Source organism: Alkalicoccus daliensis, from assembly GCF_900103955.1.
Taxonomy (GTDB): domain Bacteria; phylum Bacillota; class Bacilli; order Bacillales; family Salisediminibacteriaceae; genus Alkalicoccus; species Alkalicoccus daliensis.
This window is the reverse complement of record NZ_FNIL01000008.1, coordinates 1-12440: the sequence shown is the minus strand read 5'-3', so window position 1 is coordinate 12440 and position 12440 is coordinate 1. Positions and strand designations below refer to the sequence as shown.

Below are 12440 nucleotides of genomic sequence, written 5' to 3'. Positions count from 1 at the left end.
TATTTATTATATTCGGCGTGCAGTATGTTTCTCTACTAATTCAGCTTCCAATGTTGTTTTAATAGGTATACTTTCATTTTTGATAAGTGCTTCTAGGCTCTCTACTGCTTTCCTTCCCATGACCTTTGCATTTTGCTTTATATGAGTGAACTGTTTTCGCCCTATGCTATTTTCTGGATTGTCAAAGCATATAATAGATAAGTCTTCAGGAATGCTTAAGTTCATTCTTCTAGAAGCTTCATACGTCAATGCTGCAATATTGTATTCCATAGCGAATACTGCAGTAATTTTAGAATTCTGTTTTAAATGTTCTTGAATTAGTTTTATATCATGCTCTATAGATTCTAAATCATACTTTGGATACGGAAAGCTGGAATGAAAATTGGTCAGCCAAATTTTTTTATTTATAGGAATACCCCGCTCAGCGTAGGCTTGAAAAAATCCTTCCACACGATCTTCAATAGCAGATGTGTCTTTATAAGGTGGTGAAAATAAAGCAATGTGTTTGTGCTGTAAATCAAACAAATAATCTACTGCTTTCCGAGTAATTTCACGGTTATCAGTAAAAATCATAGTTGTGTCAAAACCCTTTAAATATCTATCAACCAACACATGAGGAAAACGCTGCATATTCAATTTTACAATTTCTTCATTATAATATTCTCCTGAAACCGGAAGAATGATTAATCCGTCTACCTCGAATTCTATAAGTGAACGTATCGCCTGTTTTTCCAAATTAATATCTCCATATGTGCGCTTAATAATCAATTGAAAATTTTTTTCGGCGGCTGCATTCTCTAATGATAAAAACAATTCAAGTCCATGACTTTCATCAAGATCTGGCACTATATAACCTATTACAGTTTGATTACGTTTTTTTGAGCTGGAAGTTTTGAGCATGTTTTCTGAGGAAGTTACAAACGATCCTTTTCCCGGAATACGTTCAATCAGCTGATCAGATACCAGCATGTCTAATGCTTTTTTAGTAGTAATTCGACTCACATTAAATTTTGTGGTGAGCTCTTTTTCAGTAGGGAGCTTTTCACCGAGTTTAACCTCTTGATTTATGATACTTGCTTTTATTTCTTTGTAAATTTTTTCGTATTGAGGAGAAGACTTCACATATTGGTTTGGTTGTTTCATAATACATACTCCTTTAATTGAGTGAAATGTTATAAATATCATATCATTTATTTTTATTCGGTTCCAGTGAAAGGATAATACCTAAGCCCGTTTCTACTAATTCTTTTTAATGGGTTAGCCTTCCCGTCACTTCAACCTATTAGCATTTTTATCTATTAATAGTACTGTGATCACAAAAAATAAATCATTTATATTATAATTCATAATAAACCTCTTAAATAAAACCAATTCAATAGAAGTTTACCTAAATTGAAATATTACATACTTTCATTATATGTTATCGTGTTTTATTTCTATTAATTAATAAATGTTTCAAAGAATAATTACTAGAATTCCCCTTATCTACAACGAGAATTGGGCACATTTTCCAATTTTAGATGTTCTCCCTAAAAAAACTAAGGCATAAAGAAGTCTACCTTCTTTATGCCTCTTTTCTCTTCTGTTTACTAACGTTCTCCTGTCGTTTATGCTCTCTTCCCAAAAGAATCCCGGCTGGAATCGACAGAAACGCAAGCACCGCGATCACGAGAAAGCCTTCGTTAATTGCCATCAGGCTTGCCTCTTCCAGTGTACTTCCGTTTACCGCCATGACCTGGCCGCGCCTTACTTCAAAGTAGATAGAAACAAATACAATCCCGAGCGCCGAACTCATCTGGCGGAAGACGTTGTTCATTGCCGATCCGCGCGAGACAAATTTATCCGGAATCGCATTTAATCCTGCCGTCATCGCTGGCATCTGGCTCAGCCCCATCCCGATTCCGCGCAGTGCGTTTAACGCAATCACAATCCAGATCGCCGTATCCATCTGCATAAAACCGAGTGCAGCGGTTCCCACGGCAGTAAAGCAGAGCCCTGTCGTTACGGTAATTGCCGGGCCCCTTTTATCCAGCAGCCTGCCGCCGATCGTCATAAATATCCCGGCGAGCAGTGCGGCTGGCAGAAAAGCAATCCCTGTCATGATGGCCCCGTAGCCATACACATTCTGAATCAGCAGCGGCAGGAGGAAAATCCCCGAAAACAGCGTAATCGAACTGATCATTGCCACCCACACAGCGTAGGTATATGCTTTTTCCTTAAACACGGATAGATCGAGCAGCGGCTGTTCCACACGCAGTTCAATTTTCACAAAAATTGCGATCGAAATCATCCCTGCGACCACCAGCAGTAGATTCACCGGGTTATACAGCTGGGCGAGCTCGGACATTCTGCCGAGTGCAAATAGTATCGACCCCACCCCGAGGGAGACCGCAATGAATCCCTTATAATCAAAACGGATGTTTTTCACTTTCTCTGTCTGTTTTAAGTAGACCATTGAAAAAATCAGCCCGAGGATTCCTGTCGGCAGATTGCAGAGAAATAACCACTGCCAGGACGCGAATTCTACTAACACCCCGCCGATAGTGGGCCCGATGGTCGGCGCCATCATTGCGGCAATCCCCCATACTCCTGTGGCGAGTCCCCGCTCCTTTTTCGGAAATACTTCAAAAATAAGTGCGAGCGACAACGGCATCATTACCCCGCCGCCTACACCCTGCAGCCCTCTGAAAAAGATGAGGGAGGAAAGATCCCAGGAAAGGGAGCCGAGGACAGAGCCGGTTAAAAAGACGGTCAGCCCGAGCATATACAGCTGCTTCTTACCGATTTTATCTCCTAAGTATCCCGTGAGCGGCATCGTCATGCCCATCGTTACCATAAAGATCGTAATTACCCAGCCGGTCGCCACTGCATCCGCTTCAAACACCTGCATTAAGTGCGGCACTGCTGGATTTAACATACTGTTATTTAAAATAATCGTAAACGTACCCAGCAGTACGGAAATGACGACCAGCCATTTCTGCGGTATTTTTGCCATAGTAAACACCTTTCTTCGCTTCCCGAATAAACGCTCTTTTTCTATCATAGCACGAGCAGGAAAGGAATTCTGATTTCAACTCCTGCCCACTGCTCCAGAAAAGAAGCACACAGCTATCACTTTCCATACAAAAAAGCTGTACTAAAAGAAGAAGTCCTCCTTTAGTACAGCAGCGTTTTATGTCACACAGTGAAATCTTCTCCACGGCACGCGGGGCTAATTTACGAAAGCGGATAATGCTTCAGGAAGTAAATCAGCGACTGCAGTTCCACCGACAGGTCGATGTGATGCACGCGTACATGATCCGGCAGGGAAAGTCTCGCCGGGGTAAAGTTTAGTATACCGTTGATTCCTGCATCCACAAGCTCTTCTGCAATGCCCTGCGCATGCTGGGAAGGAACGGTAAGAATCGCTACGTCTACTTTTCCTTCGATATGCTTCTGCACGTCTTTAAAATGGTGCACCGGAACATCGCCGATCACTTCACCGACAATTTTTTCATCCACGTCAAATGCCATTTCTATCCGCGTATTATTGCTTTTACTGAAGTTATATTTCAGGAAGGCGGTTCCCAGATTCCCGACACCGACGAGAATTACTTTTGTAAGCTCATCCTGATCGAGTGTTTTGCGGAAAAAGGAAAGCAGATAGTTTACGTTATAGCCGTAGCCTTTTTTCCCGAGTGCACCGAAGTAGGAAAAATCGCGGCGGATCGTCGCGGAATCCACTTTTACTGCTTCACTCAGTTCAGAAGAAGAAACACGGTGCTTGCCTGATGCCTGCAATCCTTCGAGAAAACGATAGTACAGCGGCAGCCGTTTCGCAGTTGCCTGCGGTATTTTAGTCTGATCAATATCCATTCCATATTCCCCCTGTCAATGCAGTACACATTGTTTATTCTATGTTTTCACGGGTGAAATCCCCGCTTTTCCCGCCGGTTTTCTCCATTAAGTACGTCGGGCCGATGACCATGCCCTTATCGATCGCTTTACACATGTCATAGACAGTCAGTGCAACAGCGGAAGCACATGTTAACGCTTCCATTTCCACTCCCGTCTTCCCGGTGGTTTTTACGAAAGTTGCTATCTCCAGTGTATATGTTTGTTCCTTCACAATCCACTCAAACGAAACGTCCACCCCGGAAAGCGGAAGTGGATGGCACATCGGAATAATGGTGGATGTCTGCTTGGCAGCCATAATTCCCGCTACCTGTGCTACACCGAGTACATCTCCCTTGCCAATTTCGCCGGCTGTAATTTTTTCATAAATTTCCTGGTTGACGCGTACACTTGATGCTGCGGCTGCGGTGCGGAACGTGGTCTCTTTGTTTGTCACGTCCACCATCTGCGCACGCCCCTGCTGATTAAAGTGAGTCAAATCACTCATCTTCCAACACCTCTTTTCCACTTTTTATTGTACACTATTGAACGAGTATGTGCATAATCCTTTATCCGGAAAGTTGCCCCGTCTCCTCTCCCTCGTGTAAACTAAAGAGTGGAGTAAACGTACGGTATTCACATAACAGAGAAGGATGACTACGCATGATTTTATTACAGTGTGCCCAATTATCAAAGTTTTTTGGATCGGAACAAATCTTATCGAACGTAAAAATGGAAGTGAAAAACAGAGAGAGGATTGCGCTTGTCGGCAGAAACGGCGCAGGCAAGTCCACGCTGCTGAAGATTTTCGCCGGGGAAATGAATCATGATGAAGGCCATTTAATGATTCCGAAAGAAGTCTCCATCGGCTACCTCGCACAGGACAGCGGGCTGGATTCCGACCGTTCTATCTGGGAGGAGATGCTTACCGTCTTTATCGGACTTCAGCAGATGGAGCGGGAGCTTCGTGCACTGGAAGAACGTATGGCTACCGGAGATGAAAAGGTACTGGCAGAATACGACCAGCTGCAGCAGAAATTCCAGCAGCGCGGCGGTTTTCAGTATGAAGCGGAAATCCGCAGTATTCTTTCCGGACTGAACTTCCAGTCGTTTGACTACAATACCCCTGTCTCCTCTTTAAGCGGCGGGCAGAAAACACGGCTCGCCCTCGGGAAGATGCTTCTGGCCAAGCCGGATCTCCTCATTCTCGATGAGCCGACGAACCATCTGGATATCGATACGCTCACCTGGCTGGAAGGCTATCTGTCTTCCTATGACGGCGCCGTCCTGATTGTTTCCCACGACCGCTATATCCTGGATAAAGTAGTCGACTACGTCTACGAGCTTTCTTTCCACCAGACGCGCCGCTTTACCGGGAACTATTCCAGCTATCTGGACGAAAAAGCCAAGCTGATGGAGCAGGAAATGAAATCCTTTGAGAAGCAGCAGGACGAAGTGAAAAAACTCGAGGACTTCATTCAAAGAAATCTGGCACGTGCCTCTACAAGCAACCGGGCAAAAAGCCGGCGCAAGCAGCTGGAGCGTATGGAAAAGATGGACCGTCCGAAAGATGACGATAAATCAGCAAACTTTCAATTTTCCATCCAGCGCCAGAGCGGTAACGACGTATTAATGCTCGATAACGTCGCCGTCAGCTATGACGAGGTCGACCCGCTTATTAAAAATATCAATATGACGCTCACACGCGGTGAGAGCGTTGCGTTAATCGGCCCGAATGGTATCGGCAAGTCCACGCTGTTAAAAGCGATCACAGGACGTCTTACGCCTTTCCGCGGCTCTGTCCGCCTCGGGAGTAACGTCATGATCGGCTACTACGACCAGGAACAGACCGAGCTGCATTCCAGCAAAACAGTGCTGCAGGAGCTCTGGGATGATTATCCGCAGACGAACGAAAAAGATATCCGCACCGTACTCGGCAACTTTTTATTCACCGGGGATGACGTGCTGAAAAATGTACAGGATTTAAGCGGCGGAGAAAAAGCCCGGGTCGCGCTTGCTAAGCTGATGATGCAGAAAGCCAACCTGCTGATTCTTGATGAGCCGACGAACCACCTCGATCTCGACAGCAAGGAAGTACTTGAGAATGCGCTGATTGATTATCCGGGGACCATCATCTTCGTATCCCACGACCGGTATTTCGTGAACCGGATGGCCACCCGCGTCATTGAACTGCGCCAGGAGGCTGCCACAAGCTATCTCGGCGACTACGACTACTACGTCGAGAAAAAGTTTCAGCAGGAGGAACTGAAGCGCCTCGCAGAGGAAAAACATGCGCTGGAAAACAACACCGCTCCTCCGGCGAAAAACGATTTCCGCAAAAATAAGGAAAAGCAGAAGGAAGAACGCCAGAAGCAGCGGCGCATTGAAGAAATTGAACAGATGATTGAAACGGAAGAACAGACGATAGCTTCGGTTGAAGAAGAGCTTTGTATTCCCGAAGTATTTCAGGACCACCAAAAATCGCTGGAACTGAATGAAAAACTGCAGGCGTCCCATACGAAGATTGAAACACTGATGGAAGAATGGGAAGCGCTCCAGGAATAAGAGAAAAAGTCGCCTGTGGGAAACAGTTTTCCACAGGTTTTCTCTTTCTATCAACAATCTTTACAAAAAGTCAATCATTGTTTCGTAGTATTTTTCTTCCCTCCGGGTTATCCTCAGAGTTATACACATATAAACAGCCTGCACCGTAACTAATTTAGAAGTTATGCACAATTTTTGGACTTATCCACAAATTTTCTGTTAACAACTGCAAATCCCCGTCCATCAACTGTGTATACGTTTTATTCACATTATCCACAACTTGTTCATATATTGTTATTAACATTGCTTTTTTCCTGTAAATGTTCACAAATATTCTGACTTTATCCACAAAAGCCCCGCAGCAGATATTATTCTGCTGCGGGGCTTAAAATCTTCATCTTTGTCAAGATACATATGGTATTTTCTGTATACTTTTTCGCTGCTGATGCTTACACATTTTCTGTGAGGGAAAGTCCTGGGACGCCGTTTAACCGGTCATCTGCAAACTTCTCCTGCAGAAAAAGAATATGTGCGGCACTGCCGATCATCGCCGCGTTATCTGTGCATAAGGCAAGCGGCGGAATCGTAAGAGATACCTCCGCGTCTGCTGCTGCCTGCTTCAGCGCCTGGCGCAGTCCGCTGTTTGCGGCAACACCGCCTGCTACAACGAGTTTATTGACGTTGTATTCTTTTAAGGCGCGCATCGTTTTCGTTACGAGTACATCACAGACCGCTTCCTGAAAGCTTGCTGCGATCACTTCCGGAGCGATCTCCACTTCTTTCTGCTTTGCGTTATGAAGCGTATTAATCACCGCAGATTTCAAACCGCTGAAGCTGAAATCGTAGGAGTTATCCTCAAGCCAGGCACGGGGAAAATCAATCGATGCTTCTCCTGTCTGCGCCAGTTTATCAATCTGCGGGCCGCCTGGATACGGCAGCCCGATCGTACGGGCCACTTTATCATAGGCTTCCCCCACTGCGTCATCCCGTGTTTCCCCAATCAGTGCAAAATGGCCGTGTTCTTTCATATAAATCAGTTCCGTATGTCCGCCGGAAACTACGAGCGAGATGAGCGGGAACGTAAGCGGCTCGATTAAGTGATTAGCATAGACGTGTCCTGCAATGTGATGCACCGGGATGAGCGGCAGATTATGCGCAAAGGCAATCGCCTTCGCTGCGTTTACACCGACAAGGAGTGCGCCAACAAGTCCCGGCCCTTCCGTTACTGCCATCGCATCCAAATCTGCAAATGTCACTTCTGCCTGGGCCATTGCTTCTTCAATCGTGACCGTAATCTGTTCCACATGATGCCTTGAGGCAATTTCCGGAACTACCCCGCCAAACCGTTTGTGGCTCTCCATCTGCGAGGCGATTACATTGCTCAGAATTGTATCTCCATTTTGAATCACAGCAGCTGCCGTTTCATCACAGCTTGTTTCTATCGCAAGAATCGTTGTTTCTTTTTTCATCATAAATTCACCCACATTACTAAAGCATCTTCTTGATTATCGGTATAATACCGCTTACGGATTCCTCCTGGCTGAAAGCCGAACTTCTTATATAAATGCTGTGCCCCTTCATTGGAAACACGGACTTCCAGGCTGAGCTTTTCTGCGCCGAGCATTTTCGCCATATCGACTGCACCTTTCATAAGGCCTTCCCCGATCCCCTGCTTCCGGTACTCGGGATGCACGGCAATATTCGTGATATTTGCGTTTTCCACGACCACCCAGAGGCCGCAGTAGCCGACGATTTTCCCGCCGAGCTGCGCGATAAAATAATAGGCAAATTGATTTTTGGTGATTTCCTGATAAAACGCTTCTTTGGTCCACGGCGTCGAGAAGCTGAGCGCTTCCACTTCCAGCACGCCTTCGATGTCGATCACGTCCATCATGCGGATGCGGACATTACCGCCCGTTCTGCTGCCGCTCCATCTGTTGCTCACGCCACTTCGCCTCCGCTTCTGCTAGTCGTAGATACTCCGGAACAAAAGCATGCACTTCTGTCTTATCCTGCTGATACAGCGCTGCTGCAGCCAGCGCAGAAGGACGTGCTGCGTGATCCCGTGCTGCGGGAATCGTAAGAAGGCTGCCCAGTCCTGCTGCTAATGCTTCGCGGTGTTTGTCTTCCTCCGGACCGAGTGCAAGGACATTTTCCTCCAGTGCGCTGACTTCCTGCAGCCACTCCTCCAGGAGCACAATTCTGTCTTCCTTCACCTGCATCATCCGGCCATTTTCAGAGCGGTACAGACCTGTAAAGACCTGTCCCCGGCGCGCATCAAAAAACGGCATCACAAGTCCATTGTGATACACTCCGTTCTGCGCGAGTATTTCCAGGGAAGATACGCCGATAATCGGAATATCCAATGCCCATGCCATACTTTTTGCTGTCGTTACGCCTATTCTGACGCCTGTATAAGAGCCGGGCCCCTGTGCCACCGCGATCGCGTCCAGGTGTTCCGGCTTCCAGCCTGCTTGATCCATTAACGAACGAATCGCCGGCATCAGCCGGACAGAATGATTTTCTTTTTTATTCGTCACGATTTCTGCTTCGAGTTGCTCTCCTTCTGTGAGCGCAACTCCCATGACGTATGTGGAAGTATCAATTGCAAGGATTTTTGTCATATGTTCCACTCCTTCAGCACCTGCTCGTACCGGGCGCCGTGCGCTTCCGCCTGCAGGCTGCGCTGCGTTTCTCCTGTATAATGCAGCTGCAGCGCAAGGTATGTTTCCGGCAGCTGATCCTCAATCATTTCCGGCCACTCAATCACAAGCACCCCGTCGCCTTCGATGTATTCCTCGAGTCCCATTTCTTCCATGCTGTCTTCCAGCCGGTAAGCATCCATATGATAAAAAGGGAGATCCCCCTGGTATTCTTTCATAATTGTAAACGTTGGGCTGTTTACATTTTTCTTCACGCCCAGTGCTTTCGCCAGCGCTTTCGTAAACGTTGTTTTTCCTGCGCCGAGATCCCCGGACAGGGTAATAACGTCTCCCTGCTGCAGTATTGCTCCCAGTTTCGCTGCCAGTGACTCAGTTTCCTCTGCAGACTTGGTTTCCCAGGTCAGGCTTTCCATATCATTCCACTCCAGTTTACTAAAAATGTGTATAGCCGCCGTCATACAGCAGCTTTTCCGTGCCTTCGTGCTTGAGCCAGACGTTTCCTCTTCCGGGACGCACTTCCCCTATCTGGTATAAGGACAGTCCTTTCTTTTGCAGCTGCTTTTTCATCTGCTGGAAAAGACTTGCCCGCATCGTGCCGAGCAGAGAAAAATCTTCTCCGCCGTGCAGCAGCCATTTCCGCTGCTTTGTCAGTGGTACGTGCTGAAACAGATCAAGACGCGGCATTTTTTCCCAGTCCAGATGCAGGTCTACCCCGCTCGATTCTGCGATTTCCTTCGCTTCGTGTGCTACGCCGTCACTTACGTCGTTCAAGGCAATCCGCTCACCGCTTTCTGCGAAAAAACGCCCGTGCTCTACATGCGCAATCGGCCACTGATGTGCCTGTATGAACGGATCATCTCCCCAGGCGTCCTTTCCTTTTTCCAGCAGCTCATCAAGTCCTGCAGCAGACATTCCCACCGGCCCTGTGAGGAAAACAATGTCATTTGTTTCCGCATCGCTTCTAAGCAGCTGCCGGTACTCTTCCACCCTGCCGGTCACCTGCACAGTAATCACGAGGTCGCGGCTCGTAGAAATCGTGTCTCCTCCGATTAAGTCCATATCATATTCTTCTCCAGCTTCTCCCATGCCTTCATAGATTTCATTAATCTCTTCCTGTTCCCAGTTTTCTTTCGGAACAGCAATAGAAACCATATAATATAAAGGTTCTGCCCCCATCGCAGCAAGGTCACTCACATTTACTGCAAGAGCTTTATATCCAATCGCTTTCAGCGGCATCGTATTTTTCGTGAAATGCACGCCTTCGACCAGCGTATCTACCGCAAGTACAATATCGTAGCCTACTTTCGGACGAATAACCGCAGCATCGTCCCCAATACCTTTTATCACACTCGCACGACGGTGTTTAGATGGGGCAATTGAACGGATCCACTCAAATTCGTTCTTCATTTGCAGGGCCCCTTTCCGAATTTTGTCGCCTTTCATTATATCAATAGGAGATACGAAAGAAAAGCACTAGTCCCTTTTTCGCAAAAAGGAACGCCCTTATATCAAGAGGGCGTTCCGATTTTATTATACGTTCGCTTTATGCAGTGTTTCCTTTAATGCTTCTTCAAACGCCGCAATAATATCCCGTTCATCTTCAATCCCTACGGAAATACGGATCATCTGCTTTGTAACTCCGAGTTTTTCACGGAGTTCTTCCGGAAGCGGCCTGTGGGAGGTTGCCACAGGATAAGTCACAGACGTTTCCAGGCCTGCGAGCGTCGGCACTACTTTAATCCAGCCGAGATTTTTGGAAAACGTAATAATATCTGCCGCAGTATCAAGTTCTATTGTTACGACTGCGCCATTTCCCTGCGCGGAAGCCGCCTGCGGATAGTAAACCTTGCTGATCCCTTCCAGTCCGTCGAGCGCTTTTGCAAGTGCCTGCGCGTTTTCACACTGTTTCTGCATACGGATACTTAATGTTTTCAGGCCGCGCACACCAAGCCAGGCATCAAAAGGACCGATATTGCTGCCGAGCATGCCGACTTTGGCTTTCGCTTTCGCCATTAATTCTGCAGACCCTGTCACTACCCCTGCGGTGACATCACTATGGCCGCCGATATACTTTGTCGCACTGTGGGCCACAATGTCTGCGCCGCTTTCCAGCGGGCGGATTAAATAAGGAGTCGCAAATGTATTATCTATCATTAATTTCAAGTTGTTTGCAGAAGCAATCTGCGCAAGCCCTTCAATATCTTCTACACGGAGAAGCGGGTTCGTAATGGACTCTGAATACAAAAGTACGGTATTTTCTTTTACTGCTGCTTCAATTGCTTCCCTGTCTTCCATATCGACAAAACTTACTTCAATGCCGAAGTCCTGCAGATCACTGGAGAACAGCGACCACGTACCGCCATACAGATCCTGTGTTGCGATAATATGATCTCCTGTTTTTGCCACCGCAAGAACTCCGGCAAGAATAGCGGAAAGTCCGGAGGCGGATGCAACGCCTGCCTCGGCTCCTTCCAGTTCTGCAACACCTTTTCCTAAATCATCACTGTTCGGGTTCCCCATGCGTGTATATAAATAAGATTTTTCGCCATTATAATAATCTTCCATATCCTCAAAATCTGTAAAGGTAAATGCGGAAGTTTGATAGATCGGCTTTGTTTTGCTGACTTCTTTTGCTTTTTCCTTATTTGGAAAATGAATATTTTTAGTATGAAAATGCATAAATAATCTCTCCTTCTTCTAACAGCTATTTTTCTATCATACCTTATTTCTAACTATTTCGACAATGTTTGAAAATAAGAAGCCCAGTGCTTTAAGAAATGTAGTGTTTATTATAATATCATTTAACAGTGTTTGTTATATATTGGTTCTTTACCATATCATATAGTTGAAATTCAGATAGTTATTTTTCCACACTGATGATTGCAGCCTTTGCATTCATGGGGGCGCTTTCCGGGCGGGCCGGTCTCAGCTAATCCCTTCCTCCGGAGCGATAGGAGGAAGGGATCTTCGACTCGCCTTGCAGTCGCCCATTTCCACTTCGACTGCAGAAGCAGTGTTGTTTTTATAAAATCTTTTTTCTATTTTAATTATTTCTTTTCCTGTTAACTATACTTCGTATTAGAGAACCCTCTCTTAGGCTTATTTTTAAATTTCCACAGCCATGAGCACTTACAATAACAGGCTTTTCTCTTCGAAAAATGGCGCTGATATACAAATTTTCATTTACAGCACGGCAAAAAACAACAAAAAAGCACTTCATCCGCAGATGAAGTGCCGGGTACCTAGCAGCGTCCTACTTTCGCAGGGGGAGAGCCCCCAACTATCATTGGCGCTGGTGAGCTTAACTTCCGTGTTCGGCATGGGAACGGGTGTGACCTCACCGCTATCGCTACTAGATTG

The 12440-nt window shown here is 46.3% G+C and carries 11 protein-coding genes and 1 rRNA gene; 1 reads left to right on the top strand and 11 read right to left on the bottom strand.

Annotation, left to right across the window (positions count from 1 at the left end):
- Positions 1-6: 6 nt before the first annotated feature.
- The 4 genes from BLP92_RS12220 to moaC form a co-directional block, all read right to left on the bottom strand.
- Positions 7-1143: a GntR family transcriptional regulator gene (locus tag BLP92_RS12220; RefSeq protein ID WP_175444277.1), complete on the bottom strand. Its 1137-nt coding sequence runs from the start codon at positions 1141-1143 to the stop codon at positions 7-9.
- A gap of 421 nt (positions 1144-1564) precedes the next feature.
- Positions 1565-2995, bottom strand: coding sequence for an MDR family MFS transporter (locus tag BLP92_RS12215; protein ID WP_090843362.1), 1431 nt, complete (start codon positions 2993-2995; stop codon positions 1565-1567).
- A 221-nt stretch (positions 2996-3216) separates the two neighbouring features.
- Positions 3217-3855: a redox-sensing transcriptional repressor Rex gene (locus BLP92_RS12210; RefSeq protein ID WP_090843241.1), complete on the bottom strand. Its 639-nt coding sequence runs from the start codon at positions 3853-3855 to the stop codon at positions 3217-3219.
- Positions 3856-3889: 34 nt separating this feature from the next.
- A complete protein-coding gene (gene moaC, locus BLP92_RS12205; RefSeq protein ID WP_090843240.1) occupies positions 3890-4381 on the bottom strand; it encodes a cyclic pyranopterin monophosphate synthase MoaC in 492 nt (163 codons plus the stop codon).
- 155 nt (positions 4382-4536) lie between these two features.
- On the opposite strand from moaC, the gene BLP92_RS12200 reads away from it, so the two are divergent.
- On the top strand, positions 4537-6438 hold the full coding sequence (locus BLP92_RS12200; protein WP_090843239.1) for an ABC-F family ATP-binding cassette domain-containing protein: 1902 nt from the start codon (positions 4537-4539) through the stop codon (positions 6436-6438).
- Between the two features lie 428 nt (positions 6439-6866).
- Here BLP92_RS12200 and tsaD read toward each other — a convergent pair whose 3' ends face one another.
- From tsaD to rrf, 7 genes are all read right to left on the bottom strand, one after another.
- Complete coding sequence (tsaD, locus tag BLP92_RS12195; protein WP_244516842.1) at positions 6867-7886, bottom strand: tRNA (adenosine(37)-N6)-threonylcarbamoyltransferase complex transferase subunit TsaD; 1020 nt, start codon at positions 7884-7886, stop codon at positions 6867-6869.
- Positions 7886-8311 carry a ribosomal protein S18-alanine N-acetyltransferase gene (gene rimI / locus BLP92_RS12190; protein ID WP_090843361.1) on the bottom strand — a complete coding sequence of 142 codons (426 nt, stop codon included), beginning with the start codon at positions 8309-8311 and terminating at the stop codon, positions 7886-7888. The genes tsaD and rimI overlap by 1 nt, the downstream gene beginning before the upstream one ends.
- Positions 8312-8324: 13 nt before the next feature.
- Entirely contained in the window at positions 8325-9041 is a 717-nt protein-coding gene (gene tsaB, locus BLP92_RS12185; protein WP_090843237.1) for a tRNA (adenosine(37)-N6)-threonylcarbamoyltransferase complex dimerization subunit type 1 TsaB, read from the bottom strand.
- Positions 9038-9493 (bottom strand): tRNA (adenosine(37)-N6)-threonylcarbamoyltransferase complex ATPase subunit type 1 TsaE, encoded by a 456-nt coding sequence (tsaE, locus tag BLP92_RS12180; RefSeq protein WP_090843236.1) that lies wholly within the window; start codon positions 9491-9493, stop codon positions 9038-9040. The genes tsaB and tsaE overlap by 4 nt, the downstream gene beginning before the upstream one ends.
- Before the next feature lie 19 nt (positions 9494-9512).
- Positions 9513-10487 (bottom strand): thiamine-phosphate kinase, encoded by a 975-nt coding sequence (thiL, locus tag BLP92_RS12175; RefSeq protein ID WP_090843235.1) that lies wholly within the window; start codon positions 10485-10487, stop codon positions 9513-9515.
- A 123-nt stretch (positions 10488-10610) separates the two neighbouring features.
- The gene (locus BLP92_RS12170; RefSeq protein ID WP_090843234.1) at positions 10611-11759 is read right to left on the bottom strand and encodes a trans-sulfuration enzyme family protein; all 1149 of its coding nucleotides are present in this window, start codon (positions 11757-11759) and stop codon (positions 10611-10613) included.
- A 561-nt stretch (positions 11760-12320) separates the two neighbouring features.
- A 5S ribosomal RNA gene (rrf, locus tag BLP92_RS12165) occupies positions 12321-12437 on the bottom strand.
- Between the last annotated feature and the right edge of the window lie 3 nt (positions 12438-12440).